At 64.5% G+C, this 20,891-nt stretch carries 15 protein-coding genes; 8 read left to right on the forward strand and 7 right to left on the reverse strand.

Going from position 1 to position 20,891, the window contains the following annotated elements; translation table 11 throughout:
• Nucleotides 1-27: 27 nt before the first annotated feature.
• Nucleotides 28-1,026: a DUF2860 family protein gene (locus BN1136_RS02350; RefSeq protein WP_043758203.1), complete on the reverse strand. Its 999-nt coding sequence runs from the start codon at nucleotides 1,024-1,026 to the stop codon at nucleotides 28-30.
• Nucleotides 1,027-1,229: 203 nt separating this feature from the next.
• Between BN1136_RS02350 and arcB the strand changes: the two genes are divergently transcribed.
• The 6 genes from arcB (at nucleotide 1,230) to BN1136_RS02380 (ending at nucleotide 13,082) form a co-directional block, all read left to right on the forward strand.
• Nucleotides 1,230-3,542, forward strand: coding sequence for an aerobic respiration two-component sensor histidine kinase ArcB (arcB, locus tag BN1136_RS02355; RefSeq protein ID WP_043758205.1), 2,313 nt, complete (start codon nucleotides 1,230-1,232; stop codon nucleotides 3,540-3,542).
• Between the two features lie 33 nt (nucleotides 3,543-3,575).
• A complete protein-coding gene (dgt, locus tag BN1136_RS02360; RefSeq protein ID WP_043758209.1) occupies nucleotides 3,576-4,952 on the forward strand; it encodes a dGTPase in 1,377 nt (458 codons plus the stop codon).
• A 292-nt stretch (nucleotides 4,953-5,244) separates the two neighbouring features.
• Nucleotides 5,245-5,448, forward strand: a complete 204-nt coding sequence (locus BN1136_RS02365) for a hypothetical protein (RefSeq protein ID WP_042078308.1) — start codon at nucleotides 5,245-5,247, stop codon at nucleotides 5,446-5,448.
• A 141-nt stretch (nucleotides 5,449-5,589) separates the two neighbouring features.
• The gene (locus BN1136_RS02370; protein WP_043758212.1) at nucleotides 5,590-9,864 is read left to right on the forward strand and encodes an ATP-binding protein; all 4,275 of its coding nucleotides are present in this window, start codon (nucleotides 5,590-5,592) and stop codon (nucleotides 9,862-9,864) included.
• Entirely contained in the window at nucleotides 9,857-11,068 is a 1,212-nt protein-coding gene (locus BN1136_RS02375) for an EAL domain-containing response regulator (protein WP_043758214.1), read from the forward strand. Before BN1136_RS02370 ends, BN1136_RS02375 begins: the two co-directional genes overlap by 8 nt.
• A 37-nt stretch (nucleotides 11,069-11,105) precedes the next feature.
• A complete protein-coding gene (locus BN1136_RS02380; protein ID WP_043758216.1) occupies nucleotides 11,106-13,082 on the forward strand; it encodes a methyl-accepting chemotaxis protein in 1,977 nt (658 codons plus the stop codon).
• A gap of 164 nt (nucleotides 13,083-13,246) precedes the next feature.
• Here the strand turns inward: BN1136_RS02380 and rfaH are convergent, their stop codons facing one another.
• The 4 genes from rfaH to metN form a co-directional block, all read right to left on the reverse strand.
• The gene (gene rfaH / locus BN1136_RS02385) at nucleotides 13,247-13,747 is read right to left on the reverse strand and encodes a transcription/translation regulatory transformer protein RfaH (protein ID WP_043758217.1); all 501 of its coding nucleotides are present in this window, start codon (nucleotides 13,745-13,747) and stop codon (nucleotides 13,247-13,249) included.
• A gap of 96 nt (nucleotides 13,748-13,843) precedes the next feature.
• Nucleotides 13,844-14,644, reverse strand: coding sequence for a methionine ABC transporter substrate-binding lipoprotein MetQ (gene metQ, locus BN1136_RS02390; RefSeq protein WP_043758219.1), 801 nt, complete (start codon nucleotides 14,642-14,644; stop codon nucleotides 13,844-13,846).
• 26 nt (nucleotides 14,645-14,670) lie between these two features.
• A complete protein-coding gene (locus BN1136_RS02395; protein WP_043758222.1) occupies nucleotides 14,671-15,324 on the reverse strand; it encodes a methionine ABC transporter permease in 654 nt (217 codons plus the stop codon).
• Nucleotides 15,305-16,348 (reverse strand): methionine ABC transporter ATP-binding protein MetN, encoded by a 1,044-nt coding sequence (gene metN, locus BN1136_RS02400; RefSeq protein ID WP_043758223.1) that lies wholly within the window; start codon nucleotides 16,346-16,348, stop codon nucleotides 15,305-15,307. The genes BN1136_RS02395 and metN overlap by 20 nt, the downstream gene beginning before the upstream one ends.
• 474 nt (nucleotides 16,349-16,822) lie before the next feature.
• On the opposite strand from metN, the gene BN1136_RS02405 reads away from it, so the two are divergent.
• A complete protein-coding gene (locus tag BN1136_RS02405) occupies nucleotides 16,823-17,278 on the forward strand; it encodes a hypothetical protein (protein WP_043758225.1) in 456 nt (151 codons plus the stop codon).
• Between the two features lie 55 nt (nucleotides 17,279-17,333).
• On the opposite strand, the gene ppgK is transcribed toward BN1136_RS02405, so the two are convergent.
• Both ppgK and queG read right to left on the reverse strand, forming a co-directional pair.
• On the reverse strand, nucleotides 17,334-18,077 hold the full coding sequence (gene ppgK / locus BN1136_RS02410) for a polyphosphate--glucose phosphotransferase (protein ID WP_043758227.1): 744 nt from the start codon (nucleotides 18,075-18,077) through the stop codon (nucleotides 17,334-17,336).
• An 84-nt stretch (nucleotides 18,078-18,161) separates the two neighbouring features.
• On the reverse strand, nucleotides 18,162-19,316 hold the full coding sequence (queG, locus tag BN1136_RS02415; protein WP_043758229.1) for a tRNA epoxyqueuosine(34) reductase QueG: 1,155 nt from the start codon (nucleotides 19,314-19,316) through the stop codon (nucleotides 18,162-18,164).
• Between the two features lie 72 nt (nucleotides 19,317-19,388).
• Between queG and BN1136_RS02420 the strand changes: the two genes are divergently transcribed.
• A complete protein-coding gene (locus tag BN1136_RS02420) occupies nucleotides 19,389-20,891 on the forward strand; it encodes a bifunctional ADP-dependent NAD(P)H-hydrate dehydratase/NAD(P)H-hydrate epimerase (protein ID WP_043808021.1) in 1,503 nt (500 codons plus the stop codon).

Here is a 20,891-nt window from a genome sequence, read left to right on the forward strand (position 1 = left end):
GGGTGGCCTTTCTCGTTGGCAAAGGGCCTAGAAGTTGTAGAGCAGGCCGGTGCTGACGCGGGTGGCCTGGCTGTCGTAGAAGTCGATGTCGGAGTCGGCGCTGGAGTAGGCCAGGGTGAAGGTGGAGGAGAGGGACTTCACCCCGAACAGGTTGTGCCAGAAGAAGGTGCCATTGAGGGCGAACTCGCTGGCATCCGCGCGCTGGCCGAACAGGGGGTTCGCCTCGTCATACTTGCGCTTGCCGCCATAGACGTTGCTCACGATGGACCACTGGGGGCCGCGTTTGGCATAGGTCAGCTGCAGGCCGGTGTTCTGGTAGCTCTCTGCGCTGCCGTCGAGATCTGCCTCCTTGTAGAGGATCGCGGGCTCCAGCAGCTGGTTGCCGGCGAGGTGCCACTGGTAGGAGAGCTCAATGGCGTGGATCTTGCCGTTGCGATCCAGCATGGGGGCGTAGTGGGTGCCGTGGGTCAGGTCGTACTGCTGGCCGCTGCGCTCCTCGTCGAGCTCCACTTCCCGGCTGGTCAGGGTGCCGTAGAAGTTGCTGCCCCAGATCCTGTCCCAGGCGAAACGCACCCCCTTCGACTCGAGATCGGTCTCGCTGCGATCCACCCCGGTGGCGAAGGGATCGCTCCACAGCTTCACCGGCATGAGGTTGAACACCAGAGAGGTCGCGACTACGCCCTTGTCGCCCATCTCCTGGCGCAGGCCGAACTGCTGGGTGAAGTCGAAGCGCACCGCGTCCTGGATCAGGTTGCCGAGGAAGATCTGGGTGCGGGTATCGGCGAAGGTGTAGCGGATGTCGGCGTTGATAAGGGGGCTCAGGCCGCTCTCGCTGTCGGGGGAGCCGAGATCCTGGATGCGGCTGTTGCTGTCATCGCCGGCATAGAAGTTGGACTCGTAGCTGGTGGCGTTGACCCCGCCCAGCAGGAAGCCTGACCAGCCCGACACCCGGGGGATCTCCCCCAGATCGGCGTGGGCGGCGTTGGCGACCAGCAGGCCAAGACTCAACAGAACATGATTGCGCATCGGGAGTGCTCCTGACATTACGGATGACAAGGGAGTCAGCAAGATCCGGCCTGGCAGGCTGAACCGGCGCTGACTGACGCATGGCGGGCATGCTACTCCAGTCGGAGTGTGACGTTAATCAATAATTTATGGTGCGGCGGGCAAGAGTTCAGGGCGCCGTACTGGTATCCTGTTTGCGCAATAAAAGGGGAGAAAACACCGCGATGAAGCAGATCAAATCCTGGGCGCAATATTACGTCGACCTGATGACCAAGCTGGGGCTGGTGCGATTCAGCATGCTCCTGGCGACCGGCATCATAGTGCTGGCGGTCTCCATCCAGATGGGCGTGACCCTGTTTCTGCGCGGCACCGTGGACATCGTCGACCTGGTGCGCTCGGTCTTCTTCGGCCTGCTGGTCACCCCCTGGGCCGTCTATTTTCTCTCCATCGTGGTGGATCAGCTGGAGGATTCCCGCCAGCGGCTGACCCGCATGGTGCGCAAGCTGCAGGACATGCGCGAGCGGGATCTCGAGCTCAACAGCCAGCTGCAGGAGAACATCAGCCGCCTCAACGCCCAGATCGCCGAGACCAACCGGGCCGAGACCCTGCGCCAGCAAGCCATCGAGGATCTGGAGAACGAGGTGTTCCAGCGGGAGAAGGCCCAGCTGCACCTGGGGGAGCGCACCGCCCTGCTGCGCTCCTTCATCGACTGCTCCCCCGATTTGGTCTACTACCGCAACGAAGACGAGCAGTTCTCCGGTTGCAACCGCGCCATGGAGGAGCTGACCGGCAAGGTGGAGGCGGAACTCATCGGGCTGACTCCGTTCGACGTCTACAAGCACGACATCGCCAGCAAGGTGGTGGAGACCGACAAGCAGGTCTTCGCCAGCAACGAGCCCCTCACCTACGAGCAGTGGCTGGAGTACCCGGACGGTCGCAAGGCCTACTTCGAGCTGCGCAAGGTGCCTTTCTTCGATCGCTTCGGCAAGCGCCTCGGTCTGCTCGGCTTTGGCCGCGACATCACCGAGCGCAAGCAGTACCAGGACAAGCTGGAGAAGGCGAGTCGGGACAAGACCACCTTCATCTCCACCATCAGTCACGAACTGCGCACCCCGCTCAATGGCATCGTCGGCCTGAGCCGGATGCTGATGGACACGCCGCTGGATGCGAAACAGCAGCAGCAGCTCAAGACCATCCACCTGAGCGCGGTGACGCTCGGCAACATCTTCAACGACATCATCGATCTGGACAAACTGGACCGTCGCCGGCTGGAGATTGCGCCGGCTCCGCTGGATCTGCCCGCCTTCCTCGACGAGCTGGAGACGCTGTCGCGCATCCAGGCGGAGCAGAAGGGGCTCTATCTGCATTTCGACCGAGATGGCGACATGCCGCAGTTCGTGATGGCGGACGGAACCCGGCTGCGCCAGGTGCTGTGGAACCTGGTGGGCAACGCGGTCAAGTTCACCGACGAGGGTGGCGTCACGGTGCGCTGCCTCGCCCACGCCGCCGAGGAGCCTGGCAAGCTGGCACTGCACTTCGAGGTGGAGGACACCGGGGTAGGCATTCCCCGTGCCCAGCAAGAGAAGATCTTCGCCATGTACTACCAGGTGCAGGGCAAGAAGCACGCCACCGGCACCGGCATCGGTCTTGCGGTCTCCCGCCAGCTGGTGCAGGCCATGGGGGGCCAGCTCTATGTGGACAGCGATCCGGGTGAGGGTTCCTGCTTCACCGCCGAGCTGGAGGTGGCGTGCGTCGAGCCCCAGGCCGCGGCCCCGGAGCCCGAGATGCCCTCCCTCGACATCCTGCTGGTGGAGGATGTGGAGCTCAACGTGACCGTGGCCTGCGCCCTGCTGAACAAGCTCGGCCACCAGGTCAAGGTGGCGCGGGATGGCGCACAGGCGCTGGCCATGGCCAATCCGGACGATTTTGATCTGATCCTGCTCGACATCCAGCTGCCGGACATGACCGGCTTCGATGTGGCGGAGCAGCTGCTGGCACGCTATGGCGACAGCCTGCCCCCCATGGTGGCACTCACCGCCAACGCCACCGGGGATCGCCAGTACTACCGGGATCACGGCATGCAGGACGTGATCAACAAGCCGCTCGGCTCCAGGGCGGTGCGGGAAGTGATTGGTCACCTGTTTGCGGATCTCGCCGACGATGAGGCGGACGAGCAGGACGATGCCCACCACCAGGATGCGCTGCTGGATCTGCCCTTCCTCACCGATTACGCCAGCACGGTCGGCAAGCCGGTGCTGCTCTCCAGCGTCGAGCTGTTCGAGAAGATGATGCCGGACTACATGGCGGTGCTCGACTCCAACATGATCGCCCGGGATCAGGCTGGCGTGGTGGAGGAGGCACACAAGATAAAAGGGGCGGCGGGGTCCATCGGCCTGCGCCGGCTGCAGCAGACGGCCCAGCTTATCCAGAGCCCGGATCACCCCGCCTGGTGGGAGAACGTGGAAGACTGGATTGAGACGCTGCGCCGGGAATACCCGGGCGATATCGCTCGCCTGCGGCGCTGGTTGCTGTCGTGACGCCACCGGGAGCCGCTGGCAAGGAGCCACACCATGTATGACCGTTTGATAACCCCCGAGCGCATCCACCCCTGGGGCGACGGCAGCCTGCTGGAGGCGACCGAACAGGATCGCGCCCGCATCGTGCAGGCGGCGCCGGTGCGCCGCTTGCAGCAGAAGACCCAGGTCTTCCCCCTGGACGTGAAGGCCTCGGTACGCAGCCGCCTCACCCACTCCCTGGAGGTGCAGGAGACCGGCCGCCAGATCAGCCGACGCATCCTGTCCCTGCTGCCTGCCAACACGGTGTGCGAGGGGGCCTTTATCAATCTGGTGGAGATGTCCTGCCTGCTGCACGACGTGGGCAACCCGCCGTTCGGCCACTTCGGCGAGCAGGTGATGAGCCAGTGGCTGGCTCAGGAGCTGGACGACCTCTTCGCCCGCGCCCACGATCGGCTGCCGAGCGCCCAGTGGGCCGAGCTTCGCCAGGATCTGCTGGTGTTCGACGGCAATGCCCAGAGCCTGCGGCTGGTGCACAGCCTGCACGAATTGAACCTCACCCTGGGCCAGCTGGCGGCCCTGTGCAAATACCCGCAGCAGCCCCAGCCGGGGCTGCACAGTCCCCAGGGTTATGGCCAGCATCATGGCTGGACCAGCAAGCGCGGCATCTTCTTCAGCGAGCAACTCCTCTACAGCGCCCTCGGCCAGAGCCTGGGGCTGGCGCCCGGGTGCCGCCATCCGCTGGTCTACATCATGGAGGCGGCGGACGACATCTCCTACTGCATTGCGGATCTGGAGGATGCGGTGGACAGGCATATCCTCACCCAGGGGGAGCTGCTGACGGCGCTGCGCACGGCCGATCAGGGAGACTACATGGCCGCCCTGCTCGACGAGGCGCTGGCCTCGGGCCGGGGCTTCTTCCCCCATTTCCGCCAGCAGCTGACCCGGGATCTGGTGGCGCTGGCGGCCCACACCTATGTGAGCGAGCACGAGAGCATACTGAGCGGCGCCTACCCCAGGGCGCTGCTGCACGGCCAGGCCCCGGCGGCCCGGGTGCTGGATGTGCTCAAACAAGTCGCGAAGGCGCAGGTGTTCATGCGCCCCGAGGTGGAGGCCCTGGAGCTGGAGGGCTACGCCGCCCTGCGCGGCGTGCTCTCCACCTATGCCTGTCTGCTGGCCCTGCCTGCCAGCCAGTTCGAGCGGCTGCTGGCCGGTGACGGGGGCAGCGAGCTCTTCTTTGCGAGGCGGCTGTTCCATCGCCTGTCGGCCCGCCACCTCAAGGCGTATCGACTGGCGGTGGCGAGCCGGGATCCGCGCTTTCACGAGGGGGCCGAGCAGGAGTGGTACTACCGGGTGCGGCTGCTGCTCGACTATGTGAGCGGCATGACGGATACCTATGCGCTGGAGGAGTTCCGGCTGCTGTCCGGGATATGAGGGGGCCTCGCCCGAACGGCCTCCCACCCATATGGGTGGGGGAGAGATTGCGTAAAATTCGGTGTTTTTTTACACTGTGGCAACTTGTTCAACTTTCACACGGTAAGGAGACGAATATGCAACATTCCATGTTCAACGTTGCGTTCGATCGCTGCTCTGGCAGCGCGAAGACTCGTGCTCTTTATTCGCCGCGTGGAGGGAACAGGTAACACCTGCTTTTCCATCACCCGCGGTTGTCCCGCAGGGTGATCACCTCTCTCCGGGGGAACCGCACGTTCAACTGGAGAATATCATGTCTATCGAACTCACCCTGCTGCGCCACGTCGAGACCCTGGTTCAAAAACGGATCACCCGGCTGGAGCGTCGCGTCAGCTATCTGCATCTCTCCCCGGCCCTGCTCAAAGACATCGGGCTGGAGGGGCAAAACGTGCAGATCGCCCACATCCGTGAGCGGGAGTTTCAAACCGGTTTCCGGCTCGGGAATCGAATAACCTGAGGGGAGGGGGCCCGGCCCCCGACCTCGCGGATGGCAGGCCTGGGCCTGCCATTATTCTTTGCCCCCGGGCACGACGGCAATTTATATGTTTTAAAGGGATCAAACCCCCTATGATCCCCCCAGTCTGTCAGGGAGTTGATTATGTTCCGCCGCTGTTGCCACCTCATCCTGTTCTGCTGGTTGACCTGCTGTAGCCTGGTGGCGACGGCGCATTCGTCTTACATGGACAGAAGCGTCTTCACACCAGCCGAGCAGCATTGGCTCGCGACCCACGACGAGCTGGTGATCGGCATGCCGACGACGGCCTGGCCGCCCTATGTCTATACCGATGGCCGGGGCAACTTCACCGGCCCCCTGAACGAGTTCGCCTTGCAGATAGCGCAGCGGTTGGGGCTCGGGGTGCACTACCGGACCTATGCCAGCAACGCGGCGCTGCAGCAGGCCTTGCTGGATGGCGAGATAGACATGCTGTTCGGCGCGTCGCCGAGCCCGACCCGCACCTTGCGGATGCTGTTCACCACCGAGCTGATGGCGCTGCCCCGCGCCGTCCTGCTGATCGGGGGACGGGAGAGCCTCTCCCTGGAGGAGGCTTACGGAATGCGCTGGGTCTGCGTCTTCGGCGTCGGCGCCTGCGACGCGCTGCTGCACCTTGGCATCTCGAACCTGGTCACGGTCGACAGCCGGGACGAGGCTATCTTCATGCTCAAGGAGGGGAGGGCGGACGCCTACCTGGCAGATCTCCCCATGTTGAGTCGCCTGCAAGCCATGGCGGGCATGACCCTGACCACGGTGGACTGGATGAGGGACTCCTCGCTCACCATGGCGGTCGCCCCGGATCAGGGGCCCCTGCAGGGGCTGCTGGAGCGTGCCCTCGACGACATATCCCCTCTGGAGCGCCGCCGTATTCTGGAGGCGGGGGGCATTCTCGACTACGACCTGGTGCAGGAGAGCAGGGCGATTGCCTTCACGGCGCAGGAGCAGGCGTGGCTGCAAACGCACCCGGTGATCCGCTACGGGGTCGCTCCGCAGTGGACCGGCATGAGCGAGCTCGACGATCAGGGGAGGCTCAAGGGGTTCGTCGCCGACCTGCTGGCGATGATGAGCCAGCGTGCCGGGCTCCAGTTTACCCTGGTGCCGACCAGGAGCTGGGCCCAGACCGTCGAGCTCTTCCAGGGACACAAGCTGGATCTGATCCCGGCCATGACCCCAACCGCGGAGCGGCAGCAGTTCGCCCGCTTCACCCCCCACTTCGCCTCCCTCAACCGGGTGGTCGTGGCCAGGCAAGGCACGGCCGAGCTGGCCAGCCTCAAGGAGTTGAAGGGACGCAGGGTGGGCATGGTGGGAGGCTCGGTGGAGCAGTCCCTGCTGAGGGAAATGGGGGCCGAGTCCGTTGCCGTCGGGAGTGACGCCGAACTGTTGCCGCTGCTGGATGCGCAGAAGGTCGACTATGTGCTGATGGGGGTGACCTTGCTTGGGCAGTCGCTGCAGAAGGGATTCAGCGATCGCTACCAGGTGGTCTTCTCCGGCAGCGATCTGCGGGTTCCCATCGCCATGGCCACGCACCTGCAGGATCCCATGCTGCAGCAGATCATGACCAAGGTGCTGCTCTCCCTGCCGCCGGAGGAGCTGACCGCCCTGGAGAAGAAGTGGCTCTCCCTGACCATACAGACGGGGCTGGATCCCCACAAGGTGCTGCTCTGGTCCTCCCTCGGAGTCGGCCTCTTCCTGTTAAGCCTGCTGCTGTTCCTGGGCTGGAACCGGACGTTGCGCCGCCAGATGAGTCAGCGACGGGAGGCGGAGCGGCGGCTCGAGGAGCAGCTGGCGTTCGTCCAGATGATGCTCGATGTCCTGCCGAACCTGGTGGTACTGACCAACGAGCACTACGAGGTCGCGATGACGAACCAGGCGTACCGACAGGTTTTCTTCGGGGGAGAGAACCTGAAGGGCTCCTACGAGCGGCTGCTCCAGCATCAGCTGCCGGAGGCGATCCGGATCAAGGTCATGAAAGAGGATGCCCGGGTGTGGGAGAGCGGGGAGGAGCTGCGTGGCCGTGGCGAGCACCAGAATGAAGACGGCAGCCAGCACCAGATGATCTACACCAAGCGCCTGTTCGTGGGGCCCGACGGCAAGCGACTCGGGATCCTGACCGTGCTGACCGACGTGACCGAGCTGGAGCAGGCGAGGTTTGCGGCCCAGGAGGCCCAGACCCGGCTGACCCAGATCACCGACAGCATGCCGGGTGTCGTCTATCAGTATCAGTGGCTGGGGCCGGGCGAGGGGCGCTTCCTCTACACCTCCCAGGGGCTTAAGGAGATGATGGGTCATGACACGGATCCGGTGACCGAGATGACCCGGGGATCCACTATCCTGGGGCTGAAAGGACAGGCTCAAGAGGAGTTCGTGGCCACGGTCGCACGCCATGCCAGGGCCATGGAGCCGCTGGATCTGGAAGTGGAGATCCAGCGTCAGGGACAGCCCGGCTACCTGCAGATCCGGGGTCACTTCGTACATCAGGAGGGAATGGACGGGGTCATCCTGAACGGGGTGGTGCAGGACATCACCAAGCTCAAGCGCCAGGAGCTGGAACTGCGCGAGGCCAGGCGGGTCGCGGAGGAGGCCACCCAGGCCCGCAGTCGCTTCCTCGCCACCATGAGCCATGAGCTGCGCACCCCCATTTCCGGCATGCACGGCATGCTGGAGCTGCTGCAGATGAGCGCGCTGGACGACGATCAGCGCTACATGTTGCGCAATATTGCGACCTCCACCAACCACCTGCTCTATCTGGTCAACGACATCCTGGACTTCTCCAAGATGGAGGCGGGGCAACTGCAGCTGCATCCTCATCATTGCCGGCTGACCTCGGTCATCTGCGACATCATCCGCGGCCATGCTGCCCTGGCCTATGGCAAGGGGCTCAACGTGACGCTGGCATGGGGGCTGGCGGTGCCGGATCAGGCCAGCATAGACGCGGTGCGGGTGGGTCAGGTGATCTCCAACCTGTTGAACAACGCGGTGAAATTCACCGAGGCGGGGGAGATTGCCATCCTGGTGGACTACCACGACAACCGGCTTGCCCTGCGGGTGCGGGACTCCGGGATCGGCATCGCAACGGAGCAGCAGGAGAACCTCTTCATCCCGTTCAAGCAGGTGGAGTCGGACATCAACCGGCGCTTCGGCGGCACCGGGCTCGGGCTCGCCATCTGCCATCAGCTGACCGAGAAGATGGGGGGCAGCCTGACGCTGGAGAGCAAACCCGGAATAGGCACGACGGTGACCTTCGCGATCCCCCTGGCCGACAGCCAGTGGGATGCGCCGCCCCTGGCCGGTCAGACATGGTGGTGGTACGGCGAGGATGAGGCCTTGCAGTCGGTGATGGCGCGCTTCGGCGCCACCTTGCAGCGGCTGGATGCTCGCCAGTGGCAGCAACCTCCCTCGGGGTATCTGCTGGCGCAGGAGGGCCATCTGGAGCAGACCCTCGGCAGCGACTGGCTGGCCCATTTGCAGCACTCCGCGCTCAAGGGCATAGTACTTTCCCCCCATGAGGCCCTGCGTGGCCGCCTGGACAGCGATGCCTGGTGGCGGCTCGGCCAGTCCCCCCTCTATCCCGATCTGCTGCTGGAGACTTGCGAGCAGCTCTTGAGCCAGGGGCCGAGCCCGGCGTTGCAAGTGCCCGGGGAGAAGCTCGGCGGCCGCGTGCTGGTGGCGGACGATCACCCCGTCAACCGAGCGCTGCTGGCTCGCCAGCTTGCTATTCTGGGGTTGGAGTCCGAAGTGGTGGATGACGGGGAGAAGGCGCTGCGCGCCTGGCAGAGCCAGGATTTTGCCCTGCTGTTGACGGATTGCCACATGCCGGTGAAGGATGGCTATGCCCTGGCACGGGCCTTGCGTACTGCGGGAGATGAGGCCCCCATTATCGGGGTCACGGCCGATACCTCGGAGGAGGCGATCGAGCAGATGCGGGAGGCCGGCATGAACGACATGCTGCTCAAGCCCTACAGCCTGGAGGCTCTGCGCCAGATCCTGGTGCGCTGGTTACCCTTGCCCGGGGCACAAGAGGAGGCAATCTCTCCCCGGCAAGCCCGGGCCCAGGCGCCCGGCATAAGCTGGTTGACCCTGTTCGGCGATGAGGGGGTGGCGCGCAGCATGGCCATCGAATATCTGGAAGCCAATGAACAGGATGGCGAGGACATGAAACAGGCCCTGGCGAGGCAGGATACCCAGGCGCTGGTGGAGACCGCCCACCGCATCAAGGGTGCCGCCCGCATGGTGGGTCAGATGGCTCTGGCAGAGGAGGCTGCCAGGCTGGAAGCGGCCGCCCGATTGAAGCAGGTGGACAGGCTCGACGAACTGGGTCGGACGGTACAGGGATTGATGGACACTATCAGAAATGAAACGGGGTTATGGCTCGATGAATAATGCACGGCATGACTTGATGATCATGGTGGTGGAGGATCACAGCTTCCAGCGCAAGGCCCTGATGCACCAGATCCGCGGCCTTGGCTACGGCCGGTTGCTGGAGGCGCAGGACGGTGAGGAGGCGCTGGCACAGTGCCAGCACCATCAGGTGGACATCCTGTTCTGCGATCTGCGCATGCCAGGTATGGATGGCATGGCCCTGCTGCGACGCCTCTCCCTTGGCGGGTTTCGCGGTGGCATTGTGCTGTCCAGCGCCCTGGAGGACGACGTGGTCGATGCCGTGCTGCGCATGAGCCGGGCTTATGGTCTGCAGGTGCTGGGACGCATCGACAAGCCCGCCTCGGCCCAGCAGATCGCCCAGCTGATCGCGGCCTGGCGTCCCGAGATGGCGCGCAGTCAGGAGGAGGACGGTTATCACCTCACCCTGGACGAGCTGTGTCGGGCCCTGGAGCAGGACCAGCTGCTGCCCTGGTATCAGCCCAAGGTGAGTTTCGACACCGGGGACTGGGTCGGCATGGAGGCGCTGGCCCGCTGGCAGCACCCGGAGTTCGGCCTCATCTCGCCGGCTCGTTTCATCCCGCTGGCGGAGCACAACGGCCTTATCGATCAGTTGACCGAGGTGATCATCGGCAAGGCGCTGCGCGACGGTCACCTCTGGGCGCAGACCGGGCTCTCGCTCAACCTGTCGATGAACCTCTCCACCACCTCGCTCATCGAGGGGGATCTGTGCAACACCCTGATCAACCAGTGTCAACGCTGGAGCATCAACCCCGAGCTCATCACCCTGGAGGTGACCGAGAGCGCCTTCGTCAAGGATCTCGGCAAGTCGCTGGAGGTGCTGACCCGGCTGCGGATGCACGGTTTCGGCCTCTCCATCGACGATTTCGGCACCGGCTACTCCTCCATGCAGCAGCTGGCCCTGCTCCCCTTCACCGAGCTCAAGCTCGACAGATCCTTCGTCGATCGCTGCTATGAGGATCCCTCCCGGCTCGCCATCATCGAATCCAGCATCGAACTGGCCCGCAAGCTGGGGTTGAAATCGGTGGCCGAAGGGGTCGAGGATGAGGCTACCTGGCAGCTGCTGGCGAAGCTGGGGTGCGATCAGTGCCAGGGGTTCTTCTCCGCCCGTCCCATGCCCAGCGAGGAGCTGAGCGTGTGGCACGAGGCCTGGCTGGCTCGGCTGCCCGCGTTGATCGGACACTAAATCAGGGCAGGATGCCCGTCGCGATACAAGGATGTACATGAAACTATCAAGCAAGTTGCTGTTGAGCTTCTGTTTTATCAATCTGCTGATCATTCTCTCCTCCGCCCTCGTCTACCATCAGCTCGGCCGGATCGAGGGCTCCCGGGAGGCCCTGCTGGGGCAGACCCTGCCCGCCCTGCAGCGGGACGAGGCGAGCCAGAAGGCCCTGATCGCTACCGTCTCCTCCCTGCGGGCCTACCTCATCCTCGGCAAGGACCCGGTGCAAGGTGCGCGCATCCAGCAGGAGTGGGAGGGGGCCTGGCACCTCATCGAGCGCCAGCGCTTCGCCCCCGCCCTGACCCGCGACCTCAAGGCGTTCAAGGGGGCCCAGGAGAAGGTCTGGGCCCTGGCCCATACCGAGGAGAACCTGCCGGCCCATACCCTGATGCTGCTGGAGGCGGGCCCCCTGGCGGAGGCCGCCCTGGATCAGCTGCAATCCATCGCCAATGAAGAGGTGGCGACGCCCGAGGCGGCGCTGCCGGGGGATCGCCGTCTGCTGCTCAAGCAGGTGGGGGACGCCTACAACGGTCTGGCGAACGCCCTCTCCGCCCTGCGGGACTTCCTCATCTCCGGGGAGAAGGATTACCGAGACAAATACCAGGACTACTACCAGTACCACCAGCAGCGGGTGGCGGAGCTGAAACAGCAGCAGGAGCACTTCACCGAGGCGCAGAAGGGGCTGTGGACGCTGTTCGAGGAGATGTCGGCCCCCTTCGCCGAGCTGGTCGGCCAGGTGATCGAGAAACGCCAGTCACCGGACTGGAACCGGGCCAATCATCTGATGGCCACCGACATCGAACCCGCCCTGACCCGGCTCGCCGATCGGCTGGCGACCCAGGTGAGCCATACCCGGGGGGAGGTGGACAAGATGGCCGGGGAGATGACCGCCGCCGGCCAGACCATTCACCGCACCCTGCTGCTGGCGACCACCAGCGTCATCCTGCTCGGTACCCTGGTGGCCCTGCTGTTCAGCCGGCGTCTGACCCGGGACATCGCTAGCCTGGTGAAACGGGCCGGTCTGGTGGCCGATGGCCGGCTACCGCTCGACCCCCTGCCGGTGCGTAGGCAGGATGAGCTGGGGGGCCTGACGGGCTCTATCAACCGGATGTCGGCCCAGTTGCGCGAGCTGGTGGGGGAGATCCAGGGGGCGGTCGCGCAGGTGGAGGGGGCCGGCCGGGAAGTCGGCCATACCACCAATGCCATTGCGGACGATCTGGCGAGCCAGAGCCTGCGGCTGGATTCGGTGGCGGCGGCCATCGAGCAGGTGTCGGTCAGCACCCGGGATGTGGCGGGCAACATCGCGGGGGCGGCCGGGGCGGCCCGCGAGACGGAGCAGCAGGCCAGGCAGGGGGAGCAGGCACTCGGGCGCATGGGGGCCACCATGGCGCAGATTGCCGCCATGATAGCCCAGGCGAACCAGGCGATGGCGCAGCTCAGCAGCCAGAGCGAGCAGGTGGGGCGCGTCACCGAGGTGATCGCCACCATCGCCGAGCAGACCAACCTGCTGGCCCTCAACGCCGCCATCGAGGCGGCCCGCGCCGGCGAACAGGGCCGCGGCTTTGCCGTGGTGGCCGACGAGGTGAGGCAGCTGGCGAGCCGCACCAGCGCGTCGACCATGGAGATCAACCAGACCATCGCCAGCATCCAGCAGCAGACCCGGGAGACGGCCGACACCGTGGGCAGTGGCACCCTGCTGGTGGAGCAGGGACGGGGGGCCATGGCCTCGGTGACCGAGACCCTGAACGCCATGACGTTGCTGGTGCAGGATCTGAGCGGCCAGCTTGCCGCCATCGCCGCAGCGACCGAGCAGCAGTCCAGAGTGGCCCAGGAGGTAGCGGGTACGGTGGAGGAGATCGCCGGGCTCAGCCACCAGTCCAGCGAGCACAGCCAGCAGGGGGAGGAGATCGCCGCCCGGCTGACGCGGGAGACGGGCAGGTTGACCTCGACCATCAGCCGGTTCGATCTGAATGCCTGAGGAGCGTACGGGAGAGCGCAAGGGGCAGGCCGGGAGGTCTGCCCCGTTTTTATTGGGCCCAAAGGTGGGAACTGGGAGATGTCACTCCAGATGGTCTGGTTTCCGACGAGCCGGTTCACCAGCAGGAGAGGAGGGCTTCTCGATGTGGATAGCCCCCTGCGCCGTCATTCCAGACGGCGGAAGGACTGATTCTCGAAGCTGCTGCAGGTCTCCTGATTGAGCAGATTGACCAGCAGAATGGCCCTTTTCTCGCCATCGGGCTCCAGATAGATGGCCTCGAACCCGGCGAGGGGACCCGATTCGATGAGGACCTTGTCCCCCTGGGACGGCAGGCGGGCATAGCTGGCGCGCGCCTCGTCGCTGTCATCCCGGCTCATCAGCCGGTAGATCAGCTGGCTGCTGACGGGGGTCCACTCCTTGCCGAAATGAATGATGCGGCTGATGCCCCGGGTGGATTTCAGGGTCACCGGGGTCACCTCTTCCAGATCCACATAGATGAACAGGTAGTTGGGGAACATGGGTTCACGCTGGGGAACCCGCTTGCCCCGCCGCAGCTTCTCGATTTCGACCATGGGGTAATAGGATTCGACGCCCTGGGCAGCCAGATGAGCGCGGGCGCGGGCCTCTTCTTTTGGCTTGCAGTAGGCCAGATACCATTTTTTCATGTGATCAATACGTTCGTGTTGCCGAGCTCGCGGATATGATAGCGGCGCCCAATAAAAAGGCCACGCAAAGCGTGGCCTTTTTTACTGAATGAACAATTACCAGCCTTTCACCAGGCCGCCCTTGAACAGCTCGGTACCCTTTTTGTAGACCTCGTCGGTCTGGAAGGACTGGACGAATTCCTTGACCTTCTCGTCGTCCTTGTTGTTTTCGCGGGCAACGATCAGGTTGACGTAGGGTGACTCCTTGTCTTCGACAAACAGGCCGTTCTCGGTCGGGGTCAGGCCAATCTGACCGGCGAAGGTGTTGTTGATGATGGCCAGATCCACGTCTTCCAGGGAGCGGGGCAGCTGTGCGGCTTCCAGCTCGACGATCTTGAAGTTACGCGGGTTGTCGACGATGTCCAGCACGGTCGCTTCCAGACCGGCACCCTCTTTAAGCTTCAGCAGGCCCTGCTTCTCCAGCAGGATCAGGGAGCGACCCAGGTTGGTCGGATCGTTCGGCACTGCGATCTGGGCACCGTCCTGGATCTCGGAGAGCGCTTTGATCTTCTTGGAGTAACCGGCGATCGGGTAGACGAAGGTGTTGCCAACCGGTACCAGCTTGAAGCCGCGATCACGGATCTGGGCGTCCAGATAGGGTTTGTGCTGGAAGGCGTTGACGTCGACGCTGCCGTCGTTCAGGGCCACGTTAGGGGTGACGTAGTCGGAGAAGGTAACCACTTCGACGGTCAGACCGTATTTCTCCTTGGCCACCTTGGCCGCGGTCTCCACCAGCTCGGTCTCGGGACCGGCGATGGCGCCCACTTTCAGGGTCTTGTTCTCTTCTTTCTGGCCGCAGCCGACCAGTACCAGGGTAGCCAGCAGGGCTGCTGCCGCAGATTTGATGCCCAATTTCATAAAAACCTCCTGTCAGAAATCGACGATTAACGATGATCACATTGTTTGACCAGGCGCTCACCCGCGCTCTGGATGAGTTGAACCAGCACCACCAGGATGACCACGGTGACCAGCATGACGGTCGGATCGAAACGCTGGTAGCCGTAGCGAATGCCCACATCGCCGAGACCACCGCCCCCGATGGCACCGGCCATGGCGGAGTAGTTAACGAGCGTGACGAGCGTGATGATGATGCTGTTGAGGATCCCCGGCAGGGCCTCGGGCAGCAGCACCTTGGCGATGATTTGCAGGGGCTTGGCCCCCATGGCCTTGGCCGCTTCCAGCAGGCCGTCAGGCACTTCCATCAGGGCCCCTTCCACCAGGCGGGCGATGAAGGGGATGCAGCCGACGGTCAGCGGCACGATGGCGGCGATGGTGCCGATGCTGGTGCCGACGATGAAGCGGGTCAGCGGGATGATGGCCACCAGCAGGATGATGAAGGGCACGGAGCGACCGACGTTGACGATGACGCCCAGGGTCCTGTTGAGCACAGGGTTGGCCAGGATCTGGCCGGCCTTGGTCACGTGCAGCGCCACGCCGAGCGGCAGGCCGAGCAGGCAGCCGAACAGGGCGGAGGCAAACACCATGATCAGGGTGTCGCCGAGGGCCGAGATCAGCAGATTAATCATTGCTTCGGACATAACCCATTACCTCCAGCTGAATGTGGTTGTCGATGAAGAACTGCTGGGTGGCCTCGCATTGAGCCTCGTCCCCGAACAGTTCCGCCAGCAGGAAGCCGAACTTGACGCCACCGGCGTACTCGATGTCTGCGCTCAGGATGCTGATGTCGATGTTGAAACGGCGGCTCACCTCGGAAATCAGCGGTGAATCGACGGTGGTGCCGGTGAAGCCGAGCTTCACCAGGGGATAGCTGCCGGGCACCCGATCGCGGCTCATCCTGTCCTGGTACTCCTGGGGCACTTCCAGGTGGATGGTGGAGTGGATGAAGTCACGGGCCAGCTGGGTCTTGGCATTGCTGAAGAACCAGGCGACCTCGCCCTGCTCGATCAGGCGGCCGTCGCTGATGATGGCCACTTCGTCGCAGATCCCCTTTACCACGTCCATCTCGTGGGTGATGAGCAGTATGGTGAGCCCCAGCTTGACGTTGATCTCCTTGAGCAGGCTCAGGATGGAACGGGTGGTCTGGGGATCCAGGGCCGAGGTGGCCTCGTCGCACAGCAGCACCTTGGGGGCCGGCGCCAGGGCGCGGGCGATGGCGACACGTTGCTTCTGACCGCCGGAGAGTTCGGACGGATAGGCGTGGGCGCGAGCTTCCAACCCGACCAGGGCCAGCAGCTCATCGACCCTGGCCTGGATCTGCGCCTTGCTCCAGCCCGCCAGTTCCAGCGGGAAGGCGATGTTGGCGGAGACGGTACGGGAGGAGAGCAGGTTGAAGTGCTGGAAAATCATGCCGATCTGACGGCGAGCCTGGGTCAGATCCCGCTCGCTCAGGGCGACCAGATCCTGGCCGTCGACGATGACCTGGCCCTCGGTGGGGCGCTCCAGCAGGTTGACGCAACGAATGAGGGTGCTCTTGCCGGCACCGGAGGCGCCGATCACCCCGAAGATCTTGCCTTGCGGCACATGCAGGCTGACATCACGCAGGGCGTGCACGGCATCACTGCCTTTACCGTAGACTTTGTTGAGACCGATCAACTTAATCATGGATTCTTCCGTGCTAACAGCCTTAAAGCACAGGGCGCTACAGGCGGGTGAATTGGGCAGAGGTTTCACTGGGTGACACTGCCATCATGGAGGATGATGCTAAGATGTCCGGATGGCCGTGTCAACGTATGTTTCTACGTCTAGACGTCTAAAAAATGGATAAGAATTGCCGCTCATTGACTATGGCACAACGGGACATGGGAGAGTCCCAATATTAGATTCTGACATGATGATTCATGGCCGAATATAACCTGGATAATCACCCATAAACTGACGATCTGATGTTTCCTCCCGGGGGCGTGGTGGAAAAATCACCGGTTGTCGTCCCGGCACCGCTGTCCGCCATGCGCGCACTTCTTTTCTTTTATTTCTTCTCCATCTCCTTGATGCAGAACAATAAGTGACCTGTTATCGGCCGGGGCGAGGCGCCGCCTCCTTATACTGGCAGAAGGTGGATGCCAGGAGGGAGGAGAGATGCGATTTCAACAGATCAAGGACCTGATGCTGTATCTCGAACAGCTTCATCACCAGCAGGGGCTCGGTTATGGGCGCCAGATCTCCCGGGTGGACGGGGAACGCAGCCGGATGCTGCTGGCCTATCTGCAGGGGCGGGAGGACGCGGCGGCGGCCCATCTGCACGATTACCGCGAGCAGATGGGGAAGGCGATCAGGGAGACCTGGCTGGATCAGGGATTCGACGAGGATCTGCTGGCGGAGTGCCAACGCCTGGCGCTGGAGGCCGGGACTCGGCCGGAAGAGATAGTGGCGCTGGCGTCGCGGCAGGAGGAAAAGCTCATCGGCGAGTTGTCACGCCTGGCCCGGGAGTGCCCCACGCCGGGTACGGTGGCACTGCTGAAGGCCCTGGCCTCGATGGCACAATCCCGCCTGACCCGGCTGGTGCACGGGGTCCATCGACTCGACGACATCTGACCCGATGGCTGGGGCTCGGCAAGGGACGAGCCCCTGAGTTCAGAGCGGGGAAGGACTACTCCCCCTCGCGGGACGCACCGTAGAGGGCGGCCCCTATGATGCCGGCCTGGTTGAGGCTGGCCGCCGCGACCAGGGGGGCGCGGGTCTCTATCCTGTCGATGAACTTGTCGAGCTTGGCAGCGCTGCCGCCCCCCAGGATGAAGAGGTCGGGGGAGAAGAGGAACTCCAGCCTGGCGAGGTACTTGTTGAAGCGCTTGCCCCAGCGGCTCCAGGAGAGATCCTCGCGCTTGCGCACCGCGTCGGAGCAGTAGTGCTCGGCGACCATGCCCTCCAGGATCAGGTGCCCCAGCTCGGTGTTGGGCAGCAACTGGCCATTGACGAAGACGGCGGTGCCTATGCCGGTCCCCACCGTGATGAGGATGATGATCCCCTTGCGATCCCGCCCGGTGCCAAAGCGCATCTCGGCGAGGCCGGCCGCGTCGGCGTCGTTCAGCACGTGGCAGGGCAGGCCGGTCACGTCGGCAAATAGATGGGCGACATCGGTCTCAATCCAGCTCTTGTCGATGTTGGAGGCGTTCTTGGCGATGCCGTTGTGGATGGTGGCGGGGAAGCCGCAGCCCACCGGGCCCTTCCACTGGAAGTGCTCGACCAGCGCCTTGAGGGTGTGTGCCACGGCGGCCGGGGTGGCCGGTTGCGGCGTAGGGATGCGGTGGCGCTCGCCAATCAGTTCCCCGGTCTCGGTGTCGACCAGGCACCCCTTGATCCCGGACCCACCAATATCTACTCCCAACATCTGCATCAAAATCTTCCTTTTTATAGTGCCGATGACCAATGGTCGACAGAGCATGAAAAAATGGCTGCGATCCGACAAGGGTCAGATCGTCTATGCGTGATCCGGCAGACCTTTTTCGATGCAGCGGATCAGCAAACGAGTCTTTTTGTTCTCATCTTGCTGGCGCCTGGCCAGGGTGGCCAGGGCCCAGTCGATATGCTCGGCCACCATGGGCTCGGCCCCGGGTCTTGCCTGTTGCAGGGCGGCCATCACCTCCGGGGTCGCCGGCCCGTTGCCGAGGGCGACCGCTAGGTTGCGGCGCCAGCGCTGGTAGCCGATGCGGCGAATGGGGCTGCCCTCGGTGTGCTTCAGAAACTCGTTCTCGCTCCAGCCCCACAGGTCAATCAGGGGAGGGCGGTGCAGGTTGGGCCTGGGGCTGAAGTCGGGTTCGGGGCTCGCGTCCGCGTAGCGGTTCCAGGGGCAGATGAGCTGGCAGTCGTCGCAGCCATAGATGCGGTTGCCCATGAGCGGCCTGAACTCTTCCGGGATGGGGCCGTCGTTCTCTATGGTGAGGTAGGAGATGCAGCGACGGCCGTCCACTACATAGGGGGCGACGATGGCGCCGGTCGGGCAGATGTTGATGCAGGCCACGCACTTGCCGCACTGCTCCTTCTCCACCGGGGCATCCAGGGGCAGCGGCAGGCTGACAAGCAGCTCCCCCAGGAAGAAGAAGGAGCCGGCGGATTCGTTGAGCAGCAGTGAGTGCTTGCCCACCCAGCCAAGCCCCGCCTTGGCTGCCAGCGGGCGTTCCAGAATGGGGGCCGAGTCGACGAAGGGGCGCCACTCGCCCATGGGGTCAGTGGTGGTGTGAAACAGCTCGGCGCAGCGTCGCTCGATGCGCTCTCCCAGCTGCTTGAGCCGGTTGCGCAGCACCTTGTGGTAGTCGCGGCCGAGGGCGTAGCGGCTGATGTAGCCCAGGGTGGGATCCCGCAGGGTGGCGGCGAAGCCGGCCTCGAAGGGGAGGTAATTCATCCGCACCGACAGCACCCGCAGGGTGCCTGGCAGCAGATCAAAGGGGCGGGCCCGCATCATGCCGTGGCGCGCCATGTAGTCCATGGTGCCGTGATGGCCTGCATCCAGCCAGGCCTGCAGCCTGGGCTCTTCGAGGGCGAGATCCGTGTCTGTGATACCGACCTGGTCAAATCCTAGCTCCCGTGCCCAGAGCTTGATATCTTGGGCCAGCTGTGCGAGTTCGGCGGCCATCATGCGGCGGCGCCTGCCGGCCGGCCGGTGCGCCGTCTGTGCCGGGTCATGGGATGAGGAAGGTTGGAGGCCGTCATGGTACAGGTGTTCGGGGACGCTATCCGCAAAAATGAGTGGGAGAGTCTAGCACAACCCCTGTGGCGGGCCGAGCAGATCCGCTGCATGGAGGAGCGCTGGGCCGCGCGCGAGGGGCTGCCCCTCTATGTGCTGATGGAGCGCGCCGGCGCCGCCTTGTGCAACTATGCCTGCCACCACTGGCCCGAGAGCCGCAACTGGTGGATCTTCGTCGGCCCTGGCAACAACGGGGGGGATGGCTATGTCCTGGCCCGCCTCGCCAGGCGCCTCGGCCTCGAGCCCCTGGTGATCGCCAGCCGGGCGCCCGACCTGCTTCGCGGCGACGCCAGACGGGCGGCCGAGGAGTGGCTGGCGGCGGGGGGCGGCGTGATGATGGCGGACGAACTGGCGCAGGCGCCGCTGCCATCGCCGGATCTGGTGATAGACGCACTGCTTGGCACCGGTGTCCAGCTCCCTCTCTCCCTCTCAATGACAAAGATCGTCGCAACAATCAACGACTTGAACGCCCCCGTGCTGGCGGTGGATCTGCCCTCCGGGCTCAATGCCGACACCGGCCGCGCCATGGGCGCCCTGGTACGCGCCACCCGGACTCTCACCTTTATCGGCATCAAGCAGGGCATGCTCACTGCCGACGGAGTGGACGGCGTGGGCCACCTCGACTGGGACCCCCTCGGGGTCACGGTGGAGGAGGGCGTCACCCCCGCCGCCTGGCGCATCGACTACCCCCGTCTCAAGGCACTGTTGCCCCCTCGAGCCCGCTCCGCCCACAAGGGGCGCCACGGCCGGGTGCAGCTGGTAGGGGGCAACCTGGGGATGCAGGGTGCCATCCTGCTGGCGGGACAGGCCTGTCTGCGAGCAGGGGCAGGCCTGGTACGCCTGTGCCAGCACCCGGACGCCCCCCCGGCCAGCCTGGTGCAACCCGAGCTGATGGGGTGCCCGGACGGCATGGACGAGGCGTGGGCCTCGGTGCGGGTGCTCGGACCCGGACTCGGCCAGGATGAGTGGGCCAGGGCGCAGTTCGATCGCCTGATCGCGACCCCGGATCCGCTGGTATTGGACGCCGATGGATTGAATTGGCTGGCGCAGGCCCCCCGTCATCAGGATAATTGGGTGCTTACCCCCCACCCGGGGGAGGCGGCCCGTTTGCTGGGTTGTACCATCGCCGAGGTCGAAGGGGACAGGTTCGCCGCCGTTTCGCGGCTGCAGCGGCGCTACGGTGGCGTGGTGCTGCTCAAGGGGGCCGGGTCGCTCATCAGCGATGGCCGGCACATCAGCCTCTGCGACGAAGGCAACCCCGGTATGGCCAGCGGCGGCATGGGTGACCTCTTGTCTGGTATAATCGCCGCCCTCCTGGCCCAGGGCTGGCCCGCCGGGACAGCCGCCCGACTGGGGGCCGTCATCCACGGGGAGGCTGCCGATCTGGCCGCCGCCGAGGGGGAGAGGGGCATGCTGGCATCGGATCTGCTGCCCTGGATCCGTCGTCTGGTCAATCCGACACAGTAA

It is taken from the genome of Aeromonas taiwanensis (genome assembly GCF_000820165.1).
GTDB classification, from domain to species: Bacteria; Pseudomonadota; Gammaproteobacteria; order Enterobacterales; family Aeromonadaceae; genus Aeromonas; species Aeromonas taiwanensis.

Excerpts from the sequence above, each read along its gene's own strand:
- BN1136_RS02405 (WP_043758225.1), top strand. The coding sequence starts at position 16,823 with ATGCGATTTCAACAGATCAAGGACCTGATGCTGTATCTCGAACAGCTT.
- queG (WP_043758229.1), bottom strand. The coding sequence starts at position 19,316 with ATGATGGCCGCCGAACTCGCACAGCTGGCCCAAGATATCAAGCTCTGG.
- BN1136_RS02395 (WP_043758222.1), bottom strand. The coding sequence starts at position 15,324 with ATGTCCGAAGCAATGATTAATCTGCTGATCTCGGCCCTCGGCGACACC.
- BN1136_RS02370 (WP_043758212.1), top strand. The coding sequence starts at position 5,590 with ATGTTCCGCCGCTGTTGCCACCTCATCCTGTTCTGCTGGTTGACCTGC.
- BN1136_RS02365 (WP_042078308.1), top strand. The coding sequence starts at position 5,245 with ATGTCTATCGAACTCACCCTGCTGCGCCACGTCGAGACCCTGGTTCAA.
- metN (WP_043758223.1), bottom strand. The coding sequence starts at position 16,348 with ATGATTAAGTTGATCGGTCTCAACAAAGTCTACGGTAAAGGCAGTGAT.
- dgt (WP_043758209.1), top strand. The coding sequence starts at position 3,576 with ATGTATGACCGTTTGATAACCCCCGAGCGCATCCACCCCTGGGGCGAC.
- arcB (WP_043758205.1), top strand. The coding sequence starts at position 1,230 with ATGAAGCAGATCAAATCCTGGGCGCAATATTACGTCGACCTGATGACC.
- BN1136_RS02380 (WP_043758216.1), top strand. The coding sequence starts at position 11,106 with ATGAAACTATCAAGCAAGTTGCTGTTGAGCTTCTGTTTTATCAATCTG.
- metQ (WP_043758219.1), bottom strand. The coding sequence starts at position 14,644 with ATGAAATTGGGCATCAAATCTGCGGCAGCAGCCCTGCTGGCTACCCTG.
- rfaH (WP_043758217.1), bottom strand. The coding sequence starts at position 13,747 with ATGAAAAAATGGTATCTGGCCTACTGCAAGCCAAAAGAAGAGGCCCGC.
- BN1136_RS02420 (WP_043808021.1), top strand. The coding sequence starts at position 19,389 with ATGGTACAGGTGTTCGGGGACGCTATCCGCAAAAATGAGTGGGAGAGT.
- BN1136_RS02350 (WP_043758203.1), bottom strand. The coding sequence starts at position 1,026 with ATGCGCAATCATGTTCTGTTGAGTCTTGGCCTGCTGGTCGCCAACGCC.
- ppgK (WP_043758227.1), bottom strand. The coding sequence starts at position 18,077 with ATGCAGATGTTGGGAGTAGATATTGGTGGGTCCGGGATCAAGGGGTGC.
- BN1136_RS02375 (WP_043758214.1), top strand. The coding sequence starts at position 9,857 with ATGAATAATGCACGGCATGACTTGATGATCATGGTGGTGGAGGATCAC.